This is a genomic window from Paenibacillus abyssi, assembly GCF_014640295.1.
Taxonomy (GTDB): Bacteria; Bacillota; Bacilli; order Paenibacillales; family Paenibacillaceae; genus Paenibacillus_D; species Paenibacillus_D abyssi.
Genome location: NZ_BMGR01000008.1, coordinates 45,069 through 69,730 on the forward strand (window position 1 = coordinate 45,069; position 24,662 = coordinate 69,730).

24 protein-coding genes, 1 pseudogene and 1 riboswitch are annotated in these 24,662 nt (G+C 48.3%); of the genes and pseudogenes, 19 read left to right on the forward strand and 6 right to left on the reverse strand.

What is annotated here, in order from left to right:
* The first annotated feature begins 165 nt into the window (after positions 1–165).
* From IEW11_RS12910 to IEW11_RS12955, 10 genes and pseudogenes are all read left to right on the forward strand, one after another.
* Positions 166–693 (forward strand): ATP-binding protein, encoded by a 528-nt coding sequence (locus IEW11_RS12910; RefSeq protein ID WP_188531476.1) that lies wholly within the window; start codon positions 166–168, stop codon positions 691–693.
* Positions 690–1,736 (forward strand): GNAT family N-acetyltransferase, encoded by a 1,047-nt coding sequence (locus IEW11_RS12915; protein ID WP_188531477.1) that lies wholly within the window; start codon positions 690–692, stop codon positions 1,734–1,736. Before IEW11_RS12910 ends, IEW11_RS12915 begins: the two co-directional genes overlap by 4 nt.
* Complete coding sequence (locus IEW11_RS12920) at positions 1,705–2,118, forward strand: ASCH domain-containing protein (protein WP_229725245.1); 414 nt, start codon at positions 1,705–1,707, stop codon at positions 2,116–2,118. Before IEW11_RS12915 ends, IEW11_RS12920 begins: the two co-directional genes overlap by 32 nt.
* A 176-nt stretch (positions 2,119–2,294) precedes the next feature.
* The gene (locus IEW11_RS12925; RefSeq protein ID WP_188531479.1) at positions 2,295–2,468 is read left to right on the forward strand and encodes a hypothetical protein; all 174 of its coding nucleotides are present in this window, start codon (positions 2,295–2,297) and stop codon (positions 2,466–2,468) included.
* A 74-nt stretch (positions 2,469–2,542) separates the two neighbouring features.
* On the forward strand, positions 2,543–2,992 hold the full coding sequence (locus tag IEW11_RS12930; RefSeq protein WP_188531480.1) for a cell wall hydrolase: 450 nt from the start codon (positions 2,543–2,545) through the stop codon (positions 2,990–2,992).
* A gap of 352 nt (positions 2,993–3,344) precedes the next feature.
* Positions 3,345–4,064: pseudogene (locus tag IEW11_RS25450) on the forward strand (IS110 family transposase); the annotation flags it as partial.
* Between the two features lie 255 nt (positions 4,065–4,319).
* Entirely contained in the window at positions 4,320–5,342 is a 1,023-nt protein-coding gene (locus IEW11_RS12940) for a stalk domain-containing protein (protein WP_188531481.1), read from the forward strand.
* Positions 5,343–6,198: 856 nt separating this feature from the next.
* Positions 6,199–6,504: a PadR family transcriptional regulator gene (locus IEW11_RS12945; RefSeq protein ID WP_308422739.1), complete on the forward strand. Its 306-nt coding sequence runs from the start codon at positions 6,199–6,201 to the stop codon at positions 6,502–6,504.
* Entirely contained in the window at positions 6,504–6,851 is a 348-nt protein-coding gene (locus IEW11_RS12950; RefSeq protein ID WP_188531482.1) for a DUF1048 domain-containing protein, read from the forward strand. The genes IEW11_RS12945 and IEW11_RS12950 overlap by 1 nt, the downstream gene beginning before the upstream one ends.
* A gap of 12 nt (positions 6,852–6,863) precedes the next feature.
* Positions 6,864–7,214 (forward strand): DUF1048 domain-containing protein, encoded by a 351-nt coding sequence (locus IEW11_RS12955; RefSeq protein WP_188531483.1) that lies wholly within the window; start codon positions 6,864–6,866, stop codon positions 7,212–7,214.
* Positions 7,215–7,241: 27 nt separating this feature from the next.
* Here IEW11_RS12955 and IEW11_RS12960 read toward each other — a convergent pair whose 3' ends face one another.
* Positions 7,242–8,195, reverse strand: a complete 954-nt coding sequence (locus IEW11_RS12960; RefSeq protein WP_188531484.1) for an alpha/beta hydrolase — start codon at positions 8,193–8,195, stop codon at positions 7,242–7,244.
* A 157-nt stretch (positions 8,196–8,352) separates the two neighbouring features.
* Between IEW11_RS12960 and IEW11_RS12965 the strand changes: the two genes are divergently transcribed.
* From IEW11_RS12965 to IEW11_RS13005, 9 genes are all read left to right on the forward strand, one after another.
* Positions 8,353–8,778, forward strand: a complete 426-nt coding sequence (locus IEW11_RS12965; RefSeq protein ID WP_188531485.1) for an Rrf2 family transcriptional regulator — start codon at positions 8,353–8,355, stop codon at positions 8,776–8,778.
* 328 nt (positions 8,779–9,106) lie between these two features.
* Positions 9,107–9,556 carry a DUF441 domain-containing protein gene (locus IEW11_RS12970; RefSeq protein ID WP_229725247.1) on the forward strand — a complete coding sequence of 150 codons (450 nt, stop codon included), beginning with the start codon at positions 9,107–9,109 and terminating at the stop codon, positions 9,554–9,556.
* 354 nt (positions 9,557–9,910) lie between these two features.
* Positions 9,911–10,186 carry a hypothetical protein gene (locus tag IEW11_RS12975; protein WP_188531486.1) on the forward strand — a complete coding sequence of 92 codons (276 nt, stop codon included), beginning with the start codon at positions 9,911–9,913 and terminating at the stop codon, positions 10,184–10,186.
* Positions 10,187–10,312: 126 nt separating this feature from the next.
* Positions 10,313–11,293: an aldo/keto reductase gene (locus tag IEW11_RS12980; RefSeq protein ID WP_188531487.1), complete on the forward strand. Its 981-nt coding sequence runs from the start codon at positions 10,313–10,315 to the stop codon at positions 11,291–11,293.
* A gap of 101 nt (positions 11,294–11,394) precedes the next feature.
* Positions 11,395–11,757 (forward strand): MerR family transcriptional regulator, encoded by a 363-nt coding sequence (locus tag IEW11_RS12985; protein ID WP_229725249.1) that lies wholly within the window; start codon positions 11,395–11,397, stop codon positions 11,755–11,757.
* A gap of 158 nt (positions 11,758–11,915) precedes the next feature.
* A complete protein-coding gene (locus IEW11_RS12990; protein WP_188531647.1) occupies positions 11,916–13,040 on the forward strand; it encodes an NAD(P)/FAD-dependent oxidoreductase in 1,125 nt (374 codons plus the stop codon).
* Between the two features lie 193 nt (positions 13,041–13,233).
* On the forward strand, positions 13,234–14,229 hold the full coding sequence (locus IEW11_RS12995) for a glycoside hydrolase family 43 protein (RefSeq protein WP_188531488.1): 996 nt from the start codon (positions 13,234–13,236) through the stop codon (positions 14,227–14,229).
* Between the two features lie 229 nt (positions 14,230–14,458).
* Positions 14,459–16,492 (forward strand): amidase family protein, encoded by a 2,034-nt coding sequence (locus tag IEW11_RS13000; RefSeq protein ID WP_188531489.1) that lies wholly within the window; start codon positions 14,459–14,461, stop codon positions 16,490–16,492.
* A gap of 143 nt (positions 16,493–16,635) precedes the next feature.
* Positions 16,636–16,849, forward strand: a riboswitch (cobalamin riboswitch).
* Between the two features lie 166 nt (positions 16,850–17,015).
* Positions 17,016–17,573: a nitroreductase family protein gene (locus IEW11_RS13005; protein WP_188531490.1), complete on the forward strand. Its 558-nt coding sequence runs from the start codon at positions 17,016–17,018 to the stop codon at positions 17,571–17,573.
* A gap of 304 nt (positions 17,574–17,877) precedes the next feature.
* On the opposite strand, the gene IEW11_RS13010 is transcribed toward IEW11_RS13005, so the two are convergent.
* The 5 genes from IEW11_RS13010 to IEW11_RS13030 all read right to left on the reverse strand — a co-directional run bounded on the left by IEW11_RS13010 (position 17,878) and on the right by IEW11_RS13030 (position 24,632).
* Positions 17,878–20,265 (reverse strand): MMPL family transporter, encoded by a 2,388-nt coding sequence (locus tag IEW11_RS13010; protein ID WP_188531491.1) that lies wholly within the window; start codon positions 20,263–20,265, stop codon positions 17,878–17,880.
* 48 nt (positions 20,266–20,313) lie between these two features.
* Positions 20,314–20,928: a TetR/AcrR family transcriptional regulator gene (locus IEW11_RS13015; protein WP_188531492.1), complete on the reverse strand. Its 615-nt coding sequence runs from the start codon at positions 20,926–20,928 to the stop codon at positions 20,314–20,316.
* A 528-nt stretch (positions 20,929–21,456) separates the two neighbouring features.
* A complete protein-coding gene (locus IEW11_RS13020; protein ID WP_188531493.1) occupies positions 21,457–22,284 on the reverse strand; it encodes a carbohydrate ABC transporter permease in 828 nt (275 codons plus the stop codon).
* Positions 22,285–22,297: 13 nt separating this feature from the next.
* Positions 22,298–23,254, reverse strand: coding sequence for a carbohydrate ABC transporter permease (locus IEW11_RS13025; RefSeq protein ID WP_188531494.1), 957 nt, complete (start codon positions 23,252–23,254; stop codon positions 22,298–22,300).
* A gap of 73 nt (positions 23,255–23,327) precedes the next feature.
* On the reverse strand, positions 23,328–24,632 hold the full coding sequence (locus IEW11_RS13030) for an ABC transporter substrate-binding protein (protein ID WP_188531495.1): 1,305 nt from the start codon (positions 24,630–24,632) through the stop codon (positions 23,328–23,330).
* Between the last annotated feature and the right edge of the window lie 30 nt (positions 24,633–24,662).

The window sequence follows — 24,662 nt, forward strand, 5'->3', positions numbered from 1 at the left end:
TTTTGGGGCGATAACCCAGCTCTTATCCCTGTAAACCCTGACCTTCATAATACGAAATTATTATCGTTTTAATGAAATCAAACTTGACCTAAATGAGATCAGAGGAAATTACTGTAATTTGTCGAAATAGTAGTGCAATAAAACTATGTTTCGGAGGTGAAGTCCTTGATATTCGTTGGTGGTATACACGGTGTCGGCAAAACAAGCTGGTGCAAAGAAAGGTCTGCTCATGCAGGTATAGCTCACTACTCTGCAAGTACGCTAATTGCCCAAGAAAGAAACGAATCTTTTACAAGTGACAAGAGGGTGGATCAAGTTGAGGAAAACCAACTGTTGCTTCTATCCGCCGTGAGGCGTACCCGCGCGTCCCAGAGATTTTTATTAGACGGGCACTTTTGCCTTGTGAATAAAGAGAATGCGATTGAAAGGGTGCCGTACCAAACATTCGCAGACCTTAATCCATCGGGAATAATCCTTCTAAAGGATGACGTGAGTTCCATTTACGAAAGATTAGGTGCTAGAGATGCTCAGCATTATGACCTTTCATTTCTAGAGAAGTTTCAAAATGCTGAAATGGAATACGCTCAATACGTTTCGGAAAAATTGCGTTGCCCTGTTAACATTATTACTCCGACCGATATTTTTGATTTGAGCGGCTTCGTAAGCGAATGTTACAAGGAGGGCACCCGATGAGCGGAATACTGGAACGGAAGAAGTTTAGAGAGGTTAATCTGAACGACCCATTTTTTGATTCACTTAAATCCGATTATCGGGAATTTGCAGCTTGGTTTGAGCGGAAGGGAGATGAAGAGGCATATCTGTATTACGAAAACGGGTTTATTCAAGGCTTTCTTTATTTCAAAGTTGAATCAGGACCCATTACAGATGTAGAACCCGTCATTACCGGTAAACGCCTCCTGAAGATAGGTACGCTCAAAATAAATCCACACGGTACGCGCTTAGGCGAACGCTTTATCAAAAAGGCCGTCGATTATGCAATAGTTATGGGAGTGGAACAGTGTTACGTCACTGTATTTGAAAAACATAAGGCTCTCGTGGATCTGTTTGAAAAATATGGGTTTTCGCGCCATGGAGTAAAGGTAACAGTAAACGGAACTGAGTTGGTGTTTGTAAAGTCTCTGACCACATTTACGGGCGACATATTAACGGATTATCCTTTGATTTCGACAAAAGGGAATAACAAATACATCCTTTCGATCTATCCTCAATATCATTCCGTCATGTTCCCGGACTCTATCTTAAGAAATGAGAACGTCAACATCCTGGAGGATGTCTCATACACGAACAGCATTCATAAGATTTATGTGACCAGGATGAAGGTTTATCCGCTGGTAAGAGGAGATATATTGGTCATGTATCGAACCAAGGATGAAGGAAAAAAAGCAGAATACAGTTCTGTCGTCAGCTCTGTATGTGTAGTGGAAGAAGTCCGTTACCAAACTGAATTCGAAAATTTTGAAGCGTTTTATTCTTATGCCACAAAATATAGTGTATTTGATCGAAGTGATTTACAATATTGGTATAACCGCGGCGGGTGTTATACAATAAAGATGACCTATAACGCAGCATTAAGCAAACGATTGATTCGCCAGAAGCTTATTGAGCAGATTGGGATTGACCGCGACATTTATTGGGGCTTTTTTAAAATCACGGATGAACAGTTTGTTCGTATAATAGAAGAAGGTGGAGTACTTGAAAGTATTGTTATCGATTAGACCGGAGTATGTGGAGCAGATTGTAAATGGTAAGAAGCTCTTCGAATATCGGAAGCGAATATTTAAGAAAGAGGTTGAGTCCGTCATTATTTACTGTACGAAGCCGGTAGGGATGATTGTCGGAGAATTTACATTCGATCATATTTTATCGGATACTCCTCAAGCGCTATGGGATCGGACTCACAAACAATCTGGAATTTCTGAAGACTTCTTCAAGCAGTATTTTTCAGATAGAGAAACCGGATATGCGATTCAAATTAAGGAATATCGGGAATATGAGAATCCTGTTCAACCTGAAGATGTTTTTGAACATTTTGTAGCCCCTCAGTCGTATCGCTATGTTGCAGATAAGGAATGGAAGGAACTTCAGTTAGTGTTGTAATGTTGAATGACCAAGCGGCTTCAGCCAAGGAATTCTTTCGGCTGGGGCTTTTATTTTTGGGAATTTCTCGAAAATAAATCAATGTGAACAGTTAGCCGGCATCGCCGTTGGCAACACTGATATGAAACGGTGTAACCAGTGCATGATCAAACAAAACCAGACAGGGGTGCGCTTTAATGAAGCAAAGAGCAGGGAAGCTCGAGAATATATTGATAAAAGTCACTATTGTTATGTTATTTGGTTTTGGTGTAGGTATGATCAGTATTCGGGAGGATTGGATGACGGCAATTGAAGAGCGGCAGCTGGCGATCGGCTGCTTTTTAAGTTTTGACACCCTGGCACGCATGTGAACCGCCACGCACGCGAACGGTCATTTTCCCAAAATGTGAATATAGTGTGTTAACCAGTTAAAGGAGGTTTTTCCATGGGTGCGAGGGTTAAGTATAGGTCGTCTGACGTTGATTTGTTGGCGCGGCTTATGAGGGGCGAGGCACAGGCGGAAGGCGAAAAGGGGATGTTAACGGTTGGCGCTGTCGTGATTAATCGGGCCGTAGTCAGGTGTTCGGACTTCAAGAACGTCAACAATATTAATGATGTTATTTATCATTATATGAATGGCGATGCCATGTTCGACGCCATATTAGAACCCGATTTTTATCAGAAGTCACGGGAACGAGAGCGGCGGCTAGCTGAACAGACCATAAAAGGCTGGCGAGAATGGCCTTCAAAATACTCGCTGTGGTATTTCAACCCGTGGGGGCCAACGTCTCAACCTTGCCCCGCAATGTGGTACGGTCAACCGTTCGCGGGTGCTTGGAAAAATCATTGTTTTTACCAACCCACAAGCACAGAATGCGCGGAAATTTACCGATAAAAAACTTTGTAAGGGCGAATGCCATAAGGCATTCAATGCCAAATAAATAACACTTTGGTATGCCATCGACTACGAAAAGTTGCCTGAAAAGAAGCCCATCTTCTTCTTGATAAAAGTCCTCACCTGACTGTGAAAAAATAGGTGATCAATTAAAAGTAGTTGTTTTAAATAATCAAGGGTGAGCCTTTATCAAATTTCAAGTAGTATCGGAAGAAGATTAAGCTGACGGGGAACGATTGCTCAATAAAGGAACACGATGAGGCTGCCGCGAAATAATACGGCAGCCTCGTTCCGCTAACGGGCAGCATTCCTATTATAGAGAAATACGAGATTTGAGAAACAAAACTACAAGATGAATTCTACTCAAAATGAACGTATTAATCAAATTACTTCTTCTACCTTAATTATCGGTATCGACATTGCAAAATTCAAACATGTGGCTCGAGCACAAGACTACCGCGGAGTCGAGTTCGGGAGACCCATTACTTTTGAGAACAATCGTGAAGGCTTTGAAATGTTCGTTAGCTGGTTCAGAAAGATTGCGACGGAGCAAGGTTTCCAGGACACCATCGTTGGTATGGAACCGACCGGTCACTACTGGCTGAACCTGGCCTATTTTCTAAGAGAACATCACATTACGTGCGCTGTGGTTAATCCGCTCCACGTGAAGAAAAGCAAAGAGTTAGATGACAATTCGACAACCAAGAACGACATCAAGGATGCTAGAGTCATCGCACAGCTCGTCAAAGACGGAAGATACGCCGTACCTCATCTTCCCTAGGGCATCTATGCCGAACTAAGGGAAGCGATGAAAATTCGCGACCATCTGTCGATTGATCTGCGCATGGTGCAAGGCCGTGTCCATAACTGGTTGGATCGGTACTTCCCAGAGTTCCTCACGGTATTTAAGGATTGGGAATGCAAGTCCGCACGCCAAATGCTCAGTCTTTGTTTGTTGCCGCATGAGCTGGTTTCTGAGTCAGAGGAAGCCTTGCTGAGTCATCTCAGAAAGGTTGCCAAGCGAGGTCTCGGTATCGAGCGTATGAGGAGTTTGCAAGCGGCGGCAAGCCGTTACTTCTTCTACAACATGTTTTCTTAGATTTTGAACGTTTTTCTTTCGTACGAGAAAAGCACTTAATGAGGATGAGCATTTAAGAGAAAAGTGATTCTCCATAGAGGGAGGATAGTGAAAGAAACAAAACAGTGAGGTACGGAGCGCATACCTATATGGCATCGCAGTATGGTGGAAAAAAGTGGACCGCAACCTTCTATGGTTAAGAACGTCAAACCTTACTAGACACCAATACAACAGAAGAGGGGAGACATCATGAAAAAGGTTTTATCAGGGATAATGTTGATCATGGCCATTTGTTTTAGCTTACCAGGACAGGCATCCATGGAACAGGCTTCCTTGGAGGTTAGCTTTCAGGATGAGCAGTTGGAGCAAGCAATCAAGCAAATCTTACAGAAGAATGATAATGAAGCCATCACGCAGAAAGAGATGGAGTCATTAACCGTTGTTAGTCTTATTGGCCAAGGGATTAAAAGTTTAAAGGGCTTGCAATATGCTACGAATATTACGCAACTTGATTTGTCCAAAAATGAGATTGAAGATATTGGGCCGCTCAAAACATTGAGCAAGTTAACGGAATTGAACCTTTCGGACAATCAGATCAAGGATCTTAATCCATTAAAGAAGATGACGAATCTGAATGAATTGGATCTCACGTCGAATTTGGTATACGATCTTGGGCCTTTGAAATCTCTTACGAATATTAGCTACTTATACCTAGGTAACAATCGTGTTTGGGATTTGGAGCCCATCCGCAACCATACGTTCGATAATCAATATGACACAGGAGCTTACTTACCCGCGCTGAAGGTGAAGGGAAACTATTTGGATCTGAGAGATCCGCCGCCTACCAAGTCGCGAAAAATTCTCAATCAGCTCGGCGGGGAAGGAGGATACCAACGAAAAGTTGAACGATTAGTAATCGGCAGTACCACCGCTTATATCTGGGAAAGTGCCTTTACGCTCACCCATGCCCCGTTTATTGCATCGGGCCGCACGTATGTGCCCATTCGGTTTGTGTCTAAGTGGTTGGGTTCGGAAGTAAGCTGGGACCAAAGCAAAAAAGAGGTAACGATCCAAAAAGGCAATACGACGATCCGCTGGGTCGTGAATGAGAAGAACGCAAACGTAAATGGACTAACGGATTCCTTTGATGCGCCGATGTTGTTGAAGAATAACAGTACGTTTGTGCCAGTACGCTTTGTATCCGAACAGTTGGAGTCCTCCGTGGAATACATGACGAACCCCAGGACCGTACTTATCTTCGAGAAAAAATAACTTTATATTGATTCTAAATGGCTGTTTTATCCCGCATAAATTGCGGGATTTTTTTCACTCAAAGAATCGGTAACAGCGACCCAACTGCGATGGGTACTAAATTGGGCGCTATTCGATTTCACTCAAGAGATGATATGGTGAACAGGCTTATTGATTGCACTAACGAGGACGTTAGTTGGATGACACCAGCGGTAGTCTAAGACTTTATTTTTCAAGTTGTGGTCCGCCGATTTTTCTTTTAATGGATCAGTCTAAAACTCATTTTTAAAAAGTTACCGATTTTTCAATTCAAAAACCGCTTCAAATCAACGACTCAAGTCTAATTCTTTATTTTCATCGAACATCATCATCTGACTCATTACAATAAAGTGTTGTTCTAAACAATAAAGTGTTGTTCTATGAACATCATGGGCCGTTCTACAGCATGGGGACGGCCCACTTTTGTTTAAAGGGGCTATATGAGATAACTATAGGGGACAAAGTTAAGTCTATTCGCAAGCAACATCAGCTGAATCAAATTGCGTTTCGATGAGGAAGAATAGACATCATCTCTTATCAACAATGTATCCACTGTTTGTCCACAGAGTTATGCACAAGTTGATGGAGTAAGGAGCAGTTTGCCTCAGGCAATTGCTCCTTGTTTTCATTTATATGATTACAACCACAATATGCATTCAAAATCAGCTGCCGTGGAAATAATGATGTAAACACGGATAGTTGAAAATGTAAAATCCGTGTCGCAGTAACGCTATTGACAAACCAACTACTACGTGTTACTTTATAGCGGTAGTAAGTAACACTTCATACCAGTCTTACAGAATAGCAAGGGGTGTTTGTGCTGGAAAACCTAACGGAAATGCTCAAAGGCGTGCTTGAGGGCTGTGTCCTTGAAATCATAAGCCGCAAAGAAACCTACGGCTACGAAATCACGCGGCGGCTGAACGCCCTCGGCTTCACAGATGTTGTGGAGGGAACGGTGTACACCATCCTGATCCGGCTTGAAAAAAACAAGTTGGTGGAGATCACCAAGAAGCCCTCCGATATGGGACCGCCGCGAAAGTTATTCGCGATCAACGACGCGGGGCGCGAGGAACTGCGGAAGTTCTGGGAAAAATGGGAGTTCGTATCATCAAAAATTAACGAGTTAAAGGAGAAAAAATAATGAATTTTTGGGAAAAAATCACCGGCAGCGACATGACTAAAGAATTTAAAACTTTTGAATCGCGAGTCACAAAGCTGCCGGCTGATTATCAAGCGGCATGGGAAAAAATTAATGCCAATCTTTGGCCGCACTCAGATTTCACCGGTCGCAACCTCATGCCAATTCTTGACGGTGTGCTTGGCCTGCTGGAAGAAACGGCGGCGGACGGTCAGAGTGTCCAAGAGGTTTTGGGTGACGATATCAAAGGCTTCTGTTCAGCGCTGGCCGGCGAAGAAGGGGCAAAGTCTTTTCGCGACAAGTGGCGCGAGCAACTCAACAATAATATCGCTAGAAAATTAGGTAAATAGGAGGAGGATAAAATGAGAATACGAGATATTATCGAAGGCAAAAAAGAGTGGAGAGCGCTTATGGCGCGTGTCAAAGCGCTCCCGCAAGATTATCAGATTGTTTATAAAGAAATTCGAAAATATTTCTTTAAGGTCGGCCCTCTTGAGCTAACCGACGGGACGGGTTTGCTCTCGGGAATTATCGATCTTTTTGAGGAGGGCGCGGCCTTGGGGAAAGGCGTGCTCGAAGTGACGGGCAGTGACGTAGCGGCTTTCTGCGACGATCTAATCAAAGATTCAAAAACTTACGCTGATATCTATCAAGAATCTGTTAACCAAGAAGGTGACAAGGCCATTAAAAAGGTTACGGATATAACAAAGTAAAAGGGGGATATCGTGATGGAAGTGAAGCTAGACGTGTACTGGGTTAGGGTTTAACACTCTTACGAGCGCTTTAATATATCCGTTTCTGCAGCGCTGGCTTACTTCCGCGTTTGGAACGAAGATTTCGAAGCCATGGAAGCATCCCGGATACAAATGAAATTCGACAGGCACGCCTGCTTGCGCTAAACGCGCCACATAGTCGATCGTTTCATCACGGAAAGTATCCAGCTCGCCGATGCATGTGTAGGTCGGCGGGAGTCCGGCCAAGTTCTCTGCGCGCGATGGTGCCGCGTACGGTGAGATATCGCCGTCAGCATGGTCTCCCAAATACATGCTCCAGCCGAGCAGATTGTTGCTGCGGTTCCATACGGCTTGTTTATCGGTAATTTCATGGCTTGAAGGGGTAATATTCCGGTCGTCAATCATCGGATACAGCGGCATTTGGAAGGCGATCGCCGGACCTCCACGATCCCTGGCCAACAACGCCAAGGCAGCGGTTAAACCGCCGCCTGCACTGGCTCCGGCGATTGCCAGTCTGGATAAATCAATATGAAGCTCTTCCTGTGCGTCCCGCATCCAGACTAAGGCGCTATAGCAATCCTCGATCGGTGCAGGGTAAGGGTGCTCCGGAGCAAGGCGGTAATCAGGGGAGACGACAACGCATTGGGCTTCCTGTACGAGGCTTGCACATAACGCATCATCCGTATCGGGATGTCCGAGCACGTACCCGCCTCCATGAATCCACAGCAAGGCCGGCAATTGGGTTGCTTCTCGCTTGGCCGGTTCATATATTTTTACCATCATCTCTTGCGCATCGCCGCCGTTTATCATGCGTGTTGTCACACGTACATCCTCCGGGATCTCAACAGGGGGCAAAACGGAAAGAAATTGTCTTGCATTCGCTAAATCGTGCAGATCCAGTGCAGGGAGTAAAGCTAAAACCTGTTTCAATTCCGGGGCTACTCTGCTAAAAAAGTCCATTTTGTTAACCTCCTTAAATGATAACGCTTCCAATTATTTGTGAAAAAATAATCACAATTAAAAAGTAGCATGGGCATTGGTGGCTGTCAATCATAATTTAATGATATAGTTATGGATAGGAACCGTCATGTCACCGTACTCAATTGAGGAGGAAATTATGCAGCTGTTAATTCAGTCGGGGGATTTGGGGCCGACCTGGTTTCATGTATCGCTTCGGGCGCTCGTGCTGTTATCCAAATCATCTACGCGGATGAAAAGCCAGCATATCGCCAATACGTTGGGCGCCGAGCCAACCTATGTGCGAAAAATTATGGCCGGCCTTTCAAAGGCAGGTATTGTGTCGGCCTACGGCGGCCGAGAGGGAGGATATCGACTGGCCAAGCCTGCCGGCGCTATTCGGGTCGGTGAGGTATATCGCGCGCTTGGCAAAGGCCAGGTTACGCCTTTTTGGAACGTACCGTCAACAGGTTCGGAGCAATTCCTGTCCTTGTTAATTTCCAAGGCTGAGGAGCAATTCCAAAGCGTCCTTGATGCATACACGATTGAAGATATTGTACGGGAAGGGGCCCATTTCTCTTCTTAATCCATTTAAGATCATCCCACACAACTTTTAGATTTAATGTACCCTTACTTTGCCGATTTTTATAATAAAGGCCTAAACCTAATATGCACTTAAGGGATTGATAGAGCATAAATCAAATATATATCTTAGCAGCCCACGTGATTCGTGGCTTTTTTATTTTATAAGATATAAGTTCTGTCCAAAGTGAGACAAGAACATGCACAACGTGCAGGTTAATTCAACTGTTATAATGAGTCCAGACCCAAGGATATCGACATTGATATAGAGAAATGATAAGAATTATAATGTAACAATTCAGCCCTGCGAAGTGAGAAGGAGGTTTATCGATTTGCCTCAGCTAGATATGCCATCTTTAATGCTGGTATTGTTGGCTTTACTTGGTATCGTCAGCCGCAACAATTCAATTACGATTGCTGCCGTCGTGCTTTTGCTTATTCGAGTCGTCAATTTGCATCAAGCCTTTCCATGGATTGAGAAGCATGGACTCTCGCTTGGCATCGTTATCTTGACGATTGGGATTCTATCGCCACTGGCCAGCGGGTCGATCAGTGTCAAGGAGCTTTACCAGTCCTTCCTGAATTGGAAATCAATCGCTGCCATTGCCGTTGGCGTGTTGGTCGCGTATCTAGGCGGACGCGGCGCTCATTTGATGTCCGCCAACCCTGCGATAGTGACAAGTCTTGTCATCGGGACAATTATTGGCGTGGCCTTCCTGAAAGGTGTGCCTGTTGGGCCACTGATAGCTGCCGGAATATTATCGCTTTTGATTGGGAGATGAGCATGTAGGATTGAGCCTCGGTAAGAGGCTCTTTCTATTTACAGGGATGACGGGGAACATTCATCAGCAACGACAGCATCCTACTACTATTGGAGTGATTCGGATATGCCTCCGAGACATCGTGGGGGCAAGGTCTTTCATAGGGGGCTTACCCGAATCGCATCCGCTTTGCAAAATGAAATACTCAGAGACAAGAATAATTAACAATTTTACAGCAACTGTTCATTATTTAACAAATCAAGCTCAATTGACAATTGCAGTGATTCTATATCTGTTTAAAAATATAGATGTATGCTTTAGATGTATGCTCCTAGATAATGAGTAATTGAGAAGAGGGAGGTATAGTTTTAAAAGATGGTCAAGTATCCGGTCAGGATTACCGATAGAGATGAGCTGCACAGCAACCGAGCGATCAGGCACGTGGAAAATGAGCTCATGGTTAAGAGAAACCGGGTTTATCGCATTCATACGGCCTGGGAATTGGAGCAAGGCACCATCATGGTCCATGAGTATGTTTCCTGCAATCAGCCATCAAGCAGTATATGTTTTTTCGATACCCTGGATGAATACATGGAAGCGTGTCAGGATATAAGCTGGATTCAGACGGCGCCTATAGAAGTGACAATGTAATCTTAAACAACTCAGGATAAACAATTTATCACGACGACATTCCTCTAAAAGTAATTTTCTGTTGACTTGGAGTTGACTCCAAGAGGTAAAATCTATATATCATCCGGAAAAGGAGTGCATTGACGAATGGAATATGTGAAACTTGGAAATACCGGTTTGGATGTATCCCGGATTTGTCTTGGATGTATGGGCTTTGGCGATGCAGAGGGTTGGATGCATAAATGGGTGCTTGATGAGGAGCATAGCCGCCCGGTTATTAAAAGAGCTTTGGAGTTAGGTATTAACTTCTTTGATACGGCAAATGTGTATTCCAAAGGGGTAAGCGAGGAAATTGTTGGCCGGGCTTTAAACGACTACGCAAATCGGGATGAGATTGTTATCGCAACCAAAGTTCACGGTCGCATGCAGGAAGGGCCTAATGGTTCCGGACTTTCCCGAAAGGCAATTATGAGTGAGATGGATAAGAGCCTCAAGCGACTGGGAACAGATTATGTGGATCTGTACCAAATTCACCGCTGGGACTACAATACGCCCATCGAGGAGACGATGGAAGCCTTGCATGATGTGGTGAAGGCGGGCAAGGCCAGATACATAGGCGCTTCTGCGATGTACGCATGGCAGTTTCAGAAAGCGCTGCATGTAGCGGAGAAAAATGGATGGACCCGATTTGTATCGATGCAGAACCACTTAAACCTCATTTACCGTGAAGAGGAGAGGGAGATGCTGCCGCTTTGCAAGGAAGAAAAAATCGGGGTGATTCCATACAGCCCCCTTGCAGGCGGGAGATTGACCCGTGATTCCCAGCATAAAACGCATCGTTCCGAAACCGATCAAATTGCGAAACAGAAATACGATGCGACTGCGGATGCCGATCAATTGATCGTGGAACAGGTTGCGGCAATCGCAGAAAAACGCGGCGTATCCCGCGTTCAAATCGCGCTTGCCTGGTTGCTGCAGAAAGAACCGGTAACAGCGCCCATTGTCGGTGCTACGAAAATTTCTCATCTCGAAGATGCTGCAGCTGCTCTGTCGATCACGTTAACACCTGAAGAAATTGCTTCGTTGGAAGAACCGTATGTGCCTCACAAGATAGTTGGCCATCAGTAATGACCAATCATACCGGACCACTGAAGGAAACGGTGGTCCGTTTTTCAGGAATAACTTACATTTCTATGAGTCGTAGTTTAGGAATTAGGAGGTAAGCCTTCATGATGACAATAGCGGAAGTAAGCAAGAAATTTAATCTCTCACAGGATACCCTCCGTTACTATGAACGTGTCGGTCTGATTCCCCGAGTGAATCGCCAGAAAAACGGAATCAGGAGTTATACGGAAGAAGACTGCAGATGGGTCGAATTTGTTAAATGTATGCGGAGTATAGGTCTTCCGGTTGAAGTTTTGATTAAGTATGTTGGTTTGTATCAACAGGGTGATGAAACCATCGAAGCGAGAAAAGAACTCCTAATCGAGCAGCGTAAGCAGCTGATAAGCAGAATGGAAGAGATGGAGAATGTGCTCGGACGCATGGATAAAAAAATAGCAAGATATGAACTGACAGCAGTGAAGCAGTGAAGAAGGCCTGAAAGTCCATGAAAAGAATCGGCCCCGAGGAGGAAAGTTTGGAGCCTAGGCTTGAGGAATCAAGCCTATTTTTTATACCCATAGCGTTTTTTCAATTTAAGGGGAATCCCGTTATAATGGAGTGAGCGATTACAGATAGGAGTGCAGTCATCATGAAAGTAATGATCATTGGAGCGGGTATTGCCGGAGCATCAACCGCATATCATCTGGTTAGGCAGGGGGCGGATGTTCTCATCATCGATCGGAAAGATGAAGGACAGGCTACGGATGCAGCTGCCGGCATTATTTGCCCCTGGCTGTCGCAGCGGCGCAATAAGGCTTGGTACCGGTTGGCAAAAGCCGGAGCGCGCTATTACCCTGTGCTGATTGAACAGCTTGAAAGGGAAGGAGAAACCGAGACCGGCTACTCCAAGGTCGGGGCCCTTAGTATTCATACGGATCCGGAGAAGATCGGCAAAATGGAAGAGCGGGCTTCCAAGCGTATAGAAGACGCGCCGGAAATCGGTAAGATTACCCGGCTTGATGAACATAGGACCCGTGAGCTCTTCCCGCTTCTCGAGGAAGGATATTCTTCCGTTCATATTAGCGGGGCAGCCCGTGTCGATGGCCGGGCGCTGCGTGATGCACTGCTTCGATCCGCGCAAAGGAACGGGGCTGAGCTTAGATATGGGGATGCTAAACTTAAGTTTCAATCCAACCGGGTAACAGGCGTAACGGTTGAGTCGAATCATTACGCGGCCGATTTGGTAATTATATGTGCGGGAGCTTGGGCCGGGCCGCTGCTGCAGCCTTTAGGCATTGATTTTAAGGTAAAATACCAAAAAGCCCAAATCATGCACTTGCAGGTTCCAGACGCCAATCAAAACACCGGCAGCTGGCCGGTCGTTATACCGCCTTCCGATCAATATCTGCTTGCCTTTGAACAGCAGAAAATCGTGATCGGGGCGACGCATGAAAATAATATTGAAGGGTACGATACGAGGGTCACGCCAGGTGGAATGCACGAAATTTTAAGCAAAGGTCTTACACTGGCTCCTGATTTGGCAGATAGTACGTTCCAGGAAGTAAGGGTTGGTTTTCGCCCCTTTACCGCTGACTTTCTACCGGTCATAGGCGCGATTCCAGATTGGGAAGGCATCCTTGCGGCCAACGGCCTCGGAGCCTCCGGTTTGACGATGGGCCCTTATATCGGCAGCCAGCTGGCTAAATTAGCGCTAGGGATGGAACCGGACATCGATCTTACCGATTATGACATTCGTAAAGCCCTTTCCTGATATATTTTTTTATCATGTCTTTTAGGTGTAATTTAGTCTGCTTATTGAATGTATTGAAGCATAATGTTTAATTTATTAAGTATGATCCATATGTAACCGCATTCAAATAAAATGATCGATATGATATAGTTTTTTTTATAGCTTGTATGAATTAACCATTCAGTTTTGATCTAAACATTGGAGGAGACTCGATATGGAAAAAGCACCTAAACAGAATCAACCGCTGGTCACCCACATCTTTACGGCCGATCCTTCGGCACATGTATTTGAAGGCAGACTTTATATTTACCCTTCACATGACCTGGATCACGACGGAGCTAGTAATGACAACGGAGACCAATACGCAATGGAAGATTACCATGTGCTGTCGATGGACGACTTCGATTCGCCCGTCGTCGATCATGGCGAGGTTCTTCATCTGAGAGATATTCCCTGGGCTTCCAAGCAGCTGTGGGCACCGGATGCCGCGTATAAGAACAACATCTATTATCTGTTCTTCCCCGCACGCGATCATGACGGGAATTTTCGGATCGGAGTGGCGACAAGCGCTTCACCGGCCGGTCCGTTCAACCCGCAGCCGGATTATATTCCGGGCAGCTTCAGCATCGATCCGGCTGTATTGGTGGATGATGACAACCGTGCCTATATATATTTTGGCGGGCTGTGGGGCGGCCAGCTGGAGAAGTGGAGTACCGGCACGTTCAACCCGAACGGGAAAGAGCCCGCCGCGGACGAGCCTGCACTCGGCCCGCGTGTTGCCCTGCTGAGCGAGGACATGCTGTCGTTTGAGGGAGCGGTGCAGGAAATATCGATCGTCGACGAAAACGGAAGCCCGATTACGGCCGGCGATGAAGATCGCCGGTTTTTCGAAGGGCCATGGGTGCACAAATATAACGGCTGGTATTATCTGTCCTACTCGACCGGCACGACACACAAGCTGGTGTATGCCGTCAGCCGAAACCCGATGGGTCCTTACACGTTCAAAGGAACAATTCTTACGCCGGTTATCGGCTGGACGACCCATCACTCCATTGTTCAATTCCGGGACAAATGGTATTTGTTCTATCACGACAGCTCACTGTCGGAAGGAGTCAATCACAAGCGCTGCGTGAAATATACCGAGCTGCGCTACAATGAAGACGGAACAATCCAGACGATCGACCCCTACCCGGGTGAAGCTGGGGAATAATAATGAAAGATCGCCGTTACCATAACGGCGATCTTTTTTCGCCCATTGTCCATTAAAATCCGCATATATTACGTTATATAATATAACACGATTTAATCCAAATGAGGTTGATTTTTCATTAAATAACTATTTGTTAACGCTTAATTGAATATAACTCCTCTTTGACTAATGAAAGGAACCCATATAACATAAATAATGTCATGTAATCTTACATATGGAGGTTTGTTCAATGGTCAAAAAGAGAAAAGCGTTCAAAGTATTGGCGGTACCCGTGTTATGCGCGATGCTGCTCGGTAACACAGTTCCCGCATATGCATTGAATGCCAACGGGATGATTGCCGAGGTAACGACCACAACGGCGGCATTGAATGAGTTAAAGGCTGCCGTTGCAGAAGCAAAAAAGTTGAACCTGAAAGATTATCCTGCCGAATATTCAAGCCAAGTAAAGCATGCATTAGCCAGGATACACAACCTCAATCCGAACAGCGCGGTATACAAAATTAACCAGACACGGCTTCAATTACGGGTGGCAATAGATTCATTGACAATCGACTTGCAAAAATCGACGATTGCCGATATGCAGGCGATGGTAAAGGAAGGAAAGCTCTCTTATGAGAGATTAGTCAATATGTATCTCGCTCGAATCGATCTCTACAACTCCCATACGGTTCAACTGGATGCCGTAGCAAGCATCAATCCAAATGCGCTTCAGTTAGCCCGCCAGGCAGACGCAGCTGTGAAAGCGGATCCTTCCAAAGCCGCCGGCATGTTCGGGATTCCGGTTCTCATCAAGGACAATATCGGTACAGCCGCGGCTGATGGGATGCCAACCACGGCAGGATCCATTGCGCTTGCGAACAACTATACGGCGGACGATTCCTTCGTGGTGACGCTGCTGAAGGAATCCGGGGCTATCATTCTCGGCAAAACCAACCTTTCGGAGTTTGCTAATTTTATCACGCGGGGAATGAGAAACGGTTATTCCACACTGGAAGGGCAAGTACTAAATCCATATTTGCCTGGCGTGCTTGACGTATCGGGCTCGTCATCCGGCTCCGGGTCAGCCGGAGCGGCAGCACTTGCTGCAATAACGATCGGTACGGAGACTTCCGGTTCGATTCTTTCGCCATCCTTTAGGAATTCGCTTGTAGGGCTGAAACCGACCGTAGGCCTTGTAAGCCGGAGCGGGATTATCCCGCTTTCGCACAGCCAGGATACGGCAGGGCCGATGGGACGCAGCGTGGAGGATGTAGCCACCTTGTTGACCGCCATGCAGGGCTATGATCCGGATGACATCCATATCAACATGGGTATTGATAACGAAATCATAGTTGATGCTGCTTATCTGAACGCCCATACCGAGAGATACGGGGACTATTTAAATAAAGATGGGCTGAAAGGAAAAACGCTCGGTGTCTATAGCATTCCCGACAAAGAAAGGCAGCCTGATGTGTATGAAACGTTCGTAAAGGCAATTCAGGTACTGGAAAATCAGGGGGCAAAAATTGTCTATGCCTCAAACGGCGAAGGTTTGTCCAGCGAATTGAAGGCGGCGCCGGCATCGAAGGTCCTCTTTTACGACTTTAAGCAAGATATCGAACTTTATTTGAAAGCCCAGAAAAATCCGATCGTAGCTAGTGACAATCAGACCGTTATTACAAGTCTGCAGGACATCATCGATTACAACAAAAAGCATTTGAATCTCTTAAAATACGGCCAAAGCATTCTTGAGGAAGCTGTAGCGTACGACATGACGCCGGGTTCTAACGATTACCAAGCCTATGAGGAGCAACGGGCAGCGGACATTGAATACTCCAGAAAGAACGGCATTAACTACCTGCTCAACAAATATAGCTTGGACGGACTCATCGGAATGAACGGCGCAACGACAGGCATCGCGGCCAGGGCCGGCTATCCAAGCATTACGGTGCCGGCGGGTTATCGCACAGCCGAAGGCAGTAATGGGGAGCCAATCAATTTGCAATTTACAGGCGATGCCTTCACGGAAGAACAACTCATCCAAATGGGTTATGCGTTCGAGCAAGCGACGAAAGCGCGTGTGGCGCCGGGAATGGCTGTGAAGGACCGCCTGAAGCAGCTGATCGATGACGCGGCAGCGGGCAATTTCACCGGCCCGGAATACGACGCAGCCGTCGCTGTGTACAAGAGCAACTTCGCAACGCAGCAGGAAGTCGATAAGACCGGAAATGCCCTGTATTATAAGCTGTACCTTTCTTGGTGGCCCGATTTCTTCAAGAGCTAAGAAATTTAACCTCATTAACGACTCGTATCCATCAATCAGCTTAGAAAATGGTATAATGGAGGAACGTGAGTTGAAAGCTAACGCACACTTTGACAGTCACAGGTTTCATAACTAAGATATAAGAAATGATTTTTGTAAAACTTCATAGGGTATAGCAAATAGGTGTGAATAGAATGCTTCCACAAGCTTCTATCGCTTAAAAGGGAAGTTCGGTTAGATTCCGACACGGACCCGCCACTGTATATGGATTTCAGCTGTTACCGGCTGATGCCTTTCAGAATAACCACTGGTATAACGCCGGGAAGGTCTGAAAGAGATGTCCTTAGTCAGGAGACCTGCCTATTTTAACAACACTGCAACCCTACGTGGAATTAGGGAGTGTTAGAGACCGGAAGATTCTTTTGTCAGGCGGTTCAGCTTCTTCGGGAAGTGACCATCTTAATAAAGTTTTATCCAAGCATTTCTAACATTCTCAATGTTGGAAATGCTTTTTTTTATTTTCGATTACAAGGAGATGCCGACAATGTCCATTATGAAGGTGTTAAAAAACCGAAGAGCAGTAAGAAACTATGAGGCAAGGGAAGTGGAGACGGACAAAATCAATGCGCTGCTGGAAGCGGCCACCTGGGCGCCTAACGACCGATTGCGGGAGCCTTGGCATTTTTATGTTATCCGAGGGGAAGCAAAAGGGCGGTATGAGCAGATTGCCCGGGAATTTCTGGAGGAGCGCTTTCCTACAAAGCCGCACCTGGTCAAAGAATCCATCGCGGTGCTTGAAGCGACGCCTCTGGTCATAATAGCCACTTCAGAGATCATACCGGGAGATGAAGCGTCCTCCGAGGACAACGAATATGCTGTGGCTTGTGCGATACATTCGATGTGGCTGACTGCGCAGGAGTTAGGATTGGGCCTCGTATGGCGGACCAGAGGCATCGGTCTTGTCCGAGACGAACGGTTGTTCAAGCTGATCGGCTCCCCGGAGAACAGGAAGATCATCGGGGCCGTTTTTGTCGGGTACTCTTCCGCTGAGAGTGTGGAAACAAAACGTACAGACTTCCAAGAAAAAACGACTTGGTTATAGAACGATCCGTTTAACAAAATTTATTCACCGTTTGTGGAATCTGAAGAGTTACAATCAGGAAGCCGGAAAGGATATCAGGAAGGCGATCCGGTCAAGCTTGCAAAGGCTTTAATCACATAACGGGTCGTCCTAATTGTATTAGGGCGACCTTAAATCGTTATTGTGCTTTTCAATGGATAAGGGAGAATACCTGGAGGTTATTATTTCTTACAGGTTTCGCTGAAGGTGATGCATGAAGGGGCTACAAAAAACGCCGGTAAAATACCCGAATGGAGACAGGTATTTCACCGGCGTTCACGCTGTCTTAGGCGTTTGCGCCGTCCCTGGCTTTGAGCTCGGCGATCAGCTTATCGCCCTCGACATCCAGGTTCGGAAGCATGCGGTCCAGCCATTTCGGCAGCCACCAGGCTTTGTCGCCGAAGAGGGCCATGATGGCGGGAACCAGCGCCATGCGGACGACGAAGGCGTCGATGAGGATGCCGACCGCCAGCGCGAAACCGATCTGCTTGATCATGATATCATGCGTAAATATGAATCCTGCGAATACGGCGACCATAATGATGGCAGCAGCCACTACGACACGGCTCGCCTGGTTGTATCCATGAATAACGCTCTTGCTGCCCCGATGTCCATGGACGTAAGATTCGCGCATGGAAGAGACAAGGAAGACCTGATAGTCCATCGCCAATCCGTAGAGAATCCCTGTGACCATGATCGGGATAAAGCTCATGAGCGGGCCGCCGGTATCAACACCGAAGAGGCTGCTAAACCAACCCCACTGGAACACTGCTGTGGTCAGCCCGAATGTCGCCAGCACGCTGAGCAGGAAGCCGACCGTCGCCTTGATCGGGACGAGAATCGACCGGAAGACCAACAGCAGAATGATCAGCGAGAGGATGACAATGACACCGACGTAGAGCGGGAAGACTTCCGCGAGCCTGGACGACATATCGATGTTGATCGCGGTGAATCCTGTAACCCCAAGCGTAACGTCATGGTTCTGTGCAATCGACGAATCGGCGGCGCGCAGATCTCCTACAAGGTTCTTGGTCTCCGCATCAGTCGGTCCCGTGTCCGGTATAACGCTCAAGATGGCGATGTTTCCATCCTGGTTTACGCCAAGGGGCGAAACCACGGACACATTGTTAACCTGCTGAATGTCCAACACAAGATTGTTAAGCGTCTGCGGCGTGATCGTACCGGATGGATCATTCGGTTCGGCGACGATAAGCAGAGGACCGTTGAATCCCTCTCCGAAACCATCAGAGATCGCCTCGTAACTCTGCCGTGCGGACGTGTCCAGGTTCGCTGTAGCGCCGGAAGGCATACCGAGTTCCATCTTGGCAACCGGAATCGCCGCTGTGCCGAGGATGGCGACAATAGCAACAATCACGGGCCAACGGAATTTTACAATTCCCTTCACCCAGCTGTCTGCGATGCCATGCTGCTTGTCGGATGCCTTGGCAAGGCTCTTCTCGCGCGCTTTGCGGGAGACGATGCGCTCACCCACCAGGCCAAGCAGCGCCGGCAGCAGCGTAAGGGCAATGAGCACGTTGAGGAACACGGTTACCGATGCGACGAGCGCCATCATGCTCAGGAAGGAGATTCCGATCACGAGCAATCCGCACAGGGCGATAATCACCGTCAGTCCGGCGAAGAACACGGCGCTTCCCGCCGTGCCGACTGCTCTGCCTGCAGCTTCATGCGCTGTCAGTCCCTGATCGAAAATGAGCCGACGCTGGCGGTTGACAATAAAGAGCGCATAATCGATACCCACTGCAAGGCCGACCATAAGGGCCAAAACAGGGGTGACGGAGCTCATCGCGACGAAGCTGGAAATGGCGAACGCGCCGCCAACGCCGATACCGACGCCGAAGAGTGCGATGATAAGCGGCAAACCAGCGGCAACGATGGAGCCGAGTGTCATGACCAGGACAATCGCTGCGACAATCAATCCGAATATCTCATGGGTGCCAATCGGAATTTCGGGTGTTTTCAGGGAGTCGCTCGGCAGTGCTGTAATGCCTGTGCCGCTCTCTACTTCTTTGACTGCTTCAACGACCGAATCCGCGACCCCTTGGGGAAGCGAGTTTTGCTGGACGGTGAACTGAAATTGGAACAGAGCCACGCTGCCATCGGTTGCCATTAACACGCCTGGTACGGGCATTCCATCCACGATGAGCGGTCCATATGGCGGCATTTCAGCCGGAACGGCGCCTGCCGAGCCGGTATTGTCCGACCCTTGTGAACTTCCGTCTTGTGCCGCTTGGGCACCTTGCGCAGCCTGAGCGGCCTGAGCCGCTTGAGCCTCTAGCGCAGCATGAGCATCTTGTGACGCTCCGTTCGCAGCAGCGGCTGCTAATTCGGCGGGGTTGATGATATAGTCGAGGACATAAACCTCGTTAATCGCCCCGATGATCGCGTCCAAGCGCTCCGGTGTATCGAGTCTTTCTCCTTCAGGCGCTGTGAACAGTACGCTCGCTTGACCGCCGGACGCTTCCGGCAGCTCCGCCTCAAGTTTATCGAGAACCTTCTGTGACTCTGTGCCTTCAAGCTTCATGTCCGTACTTACACTTACGCCATTGATGCCGAGCATCGTGATAACGACTCCCAGAATCACGATCCAGCCCGCAATGAAATACCATGGTTTGTCGTACGCCTTTTTCCCTAACTTGTACAAAAATATAGACATGGCAGTATGTTTCTCTCCTCTGTATGCAAATATGAATCGTTCAGAAAATTAGAAGCCGTTTCTTAAGTAGCCGAATGTCTTATCCAAATATTGATCGAACGTTATAGCACCGGGTGTTTCGGATGCCGCTTGGCCCGGAAGTTGCACATTTAGGCTTCCGTCGACGACAGGCAGCACCGCCCCGTAAACTGCGCCGACGAGAAGATGGCTGTATTCTTGGGGGTAACGGCCATGGAATAAGTCACCCAATGTCTCTTGAGCCGTTGACTGCAGACGGTGGAAAATGCTGAGGATAAAAGGTTCCAGCGTCGGATGCCGCTTGGAGAGCGATACGAGCTCGCGCATTTTCCGGAGCAGCTCGGCTGTAAGCTGCGTCCTCATCAATTGGTGCAAAACTTCAAGCAGGGTAGTGCTCTCAGGCAAATCAGCCAGCAAACCTTCAGCTTCATCCATCCCGATGAATGTAACAGCTGCCGCGGCGACCGCTTCTTCCTTGCAGGAGAAATGGTTCGCGAATGTTCTCCTGGAGTAACCGGCGCGCTGCACCACATCCTCGACGACAAAGCCGTCCAACCCCCGTTCAAGTGCAAGCTCGAAAGCCGCATCCGCCAGCGCTTGTGCGGTCGCCTCTCTCTTGATATCACGCAAGCTTTGTTTATTCATCGTTTCACGCCTTTGCGTGCACCTCTCTTCCAGTAAATTGGTTAGTTATAGGTCATAGTCTAGCATTTAGTTTCCCAATGTGCAATTATGCCTAATATGCAATTATGCTTTTTGTGCAATTATTTTACGGAATTGTGACAACGGATCATAGAATGTTGAAGGCATTTTGTCGGCATAACAAATACACCTCATACAGTTAATCAGTTTGCTCAAGGGGCAGCTTCTGTTATAAGGGGGGATGTTCGGCATTGCAGCGCAAAGCCGGATCAAGTGTTATGGTTTGGTCTTAGGACGAATCCGCTGCCGATCCAATGGAAAATCAGCCCAAGTATAAAAGTTGGAATGCCGGACAACCCAGATACCGATCAGAAAATTACCAATATAAACGGGATCAAACGGACAAGACCGGCTCCCTGCCGCTAGCAAGCGGGGAACCGGTCTTGGTTTGCCGGACTAAGATCATCTTCCGGAGTCCTCGTAAAAGGAACGGAATCAGCTTCGAAGCCATCGTTACTTTTGGGAATCAGGTTACGCTTTTACGGCGCCGGCCGTAATGCCGGAGATGAAATAGCGGCTGAACACGCCGACGACGATGAGCAGCGGAATCGTCGCCAGGAACGTGCCTGCCATAATCATGGCGATGTCCCGATAATAAACTTTGTTCAGATTGCGCAGCGCGATTTGGATCGTATGCACTGACGTGTCCTTCAGTACGATGGACGGCCACAGGAAGTCGTTCCAGGTGCCCATGAACATAATGATGCCGAGCGTTGCGAGCGCCGGAGCCATAATCGGAAGCGCGATCGTCGCGTACGTGCGGAAGTTGCCGCAGCCGTCGATACGGGCGGACTCGATGAGCTCGTAATGAACGGAAGAGTCCATATACTGCTTCATCCAGAAAATGCCGTATGCGCCGACGATGCCCGGCAGGATGACCGCAGTGAGCGTATTAACGAGGCTTAGATTCTGCATGATGATATACAGCGGGATGATGCCGAGCTGCTGCGGGATCATCAGCGTCGTAACGATAAAGACGAACAGGACATGTCGTCCCTTGAAGTGGAGCCGGGACAGGGCGAACGCCGCCAGCGACGAGAAGAACAGCTGCGCAGCGGTAATGGCAACTGAAACGATAACCGTATTCCCCAAAGCGCGGAAAAACTCGATGTTGTTGAACACATTAGTAATGTTATCCATATAAAGGCTGCCGGGTATGATGACCGGCGGAAACCGGTTCGCGTCCGCCGTCGTATTCGAACCGATCACGAACATCCAGTAGAAAGGGAAGATCGAGATCAGCACGGTTACCAGAAGAAAAGCATAGGCGGACAGTCGCCCGATTCGTTGTACGACCATTGCCGGATCCCCCTTACGTCGTGGAATTGATCTTGCGCGTCAAATAAAGATTGAAAAGCGAAAACAGCATGATGATTACGAACAGCATCCAGGCGATTGCGGAGGCGTAGCCGAACGAGTTTTTGGCGAAGGCCGTATCGTACAGATACAGCACCATCGTCAGCACCTGATTGGCCTGGCCGCCGGTGTTTCCGGCGAAAATCAGCGGTTCGACGAACAGCTGCATGCCGCCGATGGTGGAAAGAATAATGGTGAAAATGATGGCCGGCCGGATCATCGGAATCGTAATATACAGGAATTGCTTGAATTTCGAGGCGCCGTCGATCGTCGAGGCCTCGTATAGCTCCTGTGGGATGCTCTGCAGCGCCGCCAGATAGATCAGCGCGTTGTAGCCGGTCCACCGCCAGATTACCATGACGGACACGGCGATCTGCGCGTGCCAGTAGGATGCTTGCCAGTTAATTTTTTCGAAGCCCAGCACTTCGCTCGTAAAGTAGTTCATAAGCCCGTAATTTGCACCGAAGATGCTGATGAAGACAACGGCTACGGCGACAAGGGACGTGACGTTCGGGACGATGACGCCGACCTGGAAAAAGCGTTTGCCCTTCAGGTTTGCGTTCAGCAGCGTGGCGATGAACAGCGCCAGGAAGAGCTGCGGGATGGTGCCCATAAGCCACATGCTGAACGTGTTGCCGACCGACTTCCAGAACAGCGGGTCGTCCGTAAACAGCCAGACGTAGTTTTGAAGGCCGATAAACGTCTTGGAGCCCATCAGCTTCCAGGAAAAGAGCGAAATATACATCGACCAGAGGACCGGAAACAAGGTGAACAAGGCAAAGACAATCAGAAACGGAGATACATACAGGTAGCCCGACAGATGGTCCCTGAATTTTTGGGATCTCCATTTGCTTTGAGCCGTTGCCTGGCCCGGGCCGGCAGCTGGCCGGTTTTGTTCAATGCGTGATTCCATAGAATGCCTCCTGGGTGAAAGGGTGATACGCCGATGCGGAACTGTCCACCATCGGCGTATGGACGGTAACGGCTTATCGTCTCAGGTCGCGCTTGATCTGATCCATTGCTTTTTGCCACTCCGCTTCCGGATCGCCGCCGTTTCGCTCGACTTCCGTGAGCGCGTTCGTGATCGGCGTATTGACGATCGTGTAATCCGGACCGTAGTAGACAGGCACAACCTTTTTCGCGGCTTCTGCGTAAATTTTTCCGACCGGAGCGCCGCTGAAAAATTCGTCGGTATAGTTCTGGATCGCCGGATCTTCGTAGATGCTCGGTGTGGACGGGAAATTGTTGTTGCTCTTGAACAGGGCGAGCTGCTGTTCCGGCGCGAGCAGCCATTTGATCAGCGCGAACGCTTCCGCGGGATGCTTGCTCTCCTGCGGGACGGTCAGGAACGAGCCGCCCCAGTTGCCGGAGCCTTCCGGCATCGGCGCTACGTTCCATTTGCCTTTGGAATCGGGAGCGTTCGCCTTCATAAAGCCCATCATCCATGCCGGAGCCATCTGGACGGCGAAGTCGCCGTTGTTCATGCCGGCGCCCCATTCGGGAGACCATTGGGCGATTTTGCCGGAGAGACCTTCCATGGACAGCGCCGCGGCGTAATCGTAAGCCTTCTTGATGCCGGGGTTCGTCTCGGCGATCAGGTTGCCGTCACTGTCGAAATAGTGATTGGTCAGCTGGCCTTTAATGACCTCGTAAGTGGAGAGCGAGGTGTCGACCATGGGCTTACCGGTTGCGGACTTCATTTTCTTGGCGGCTTCCATGAAGGCGTCCCAGGTCGAAATTTCCTGCGCCACTTGCGCCGGATCGGTCGGAAGTCCGGCTTGCTCGAACAGGTCCGTCCGGTACATCATCGCCATCGGGCCGACATCGGTCGGGATACCGAAGATGAAGTTCTGATCCTGGCTGGAAGCCTGAACTTTCTTCCACTCCAGGTAATCGCCCATAATGTCATTCGCGCCAAAATCGGCAAGGTTATGGAATTTGCTCTCGTCGGCCTTGAACCGGTCCATATAGCCGATTTCCACGAGCGCGATGTCGGGCGCTCCGCCTGCTTCCAGCGCCGTTACGAGGCCATTGTGGTGGTCGGCGTATTCCTGCTGCTGGATTTTAACCTTTATATTAGGGTGATCTTTCTGGTATTGCTCGACAAAAGGCTCAAGTCCCGTTCCGGTGAACATCCACATCGTAAGCTCGACCGTTTCTCCGCTTTTGCCGTCAGCGGCATTTCCGCCGCCGTTACCGGATGAATTGGAACCGGTGTTTCCGGACGAGCAGGCGGCCATCGCGAATGCAAGTATTGCGGCCATTGCCAGAAGTGTCAATTTTCTCATCATGTAACGTTCCCCCTCGATTATGGTTCGGCG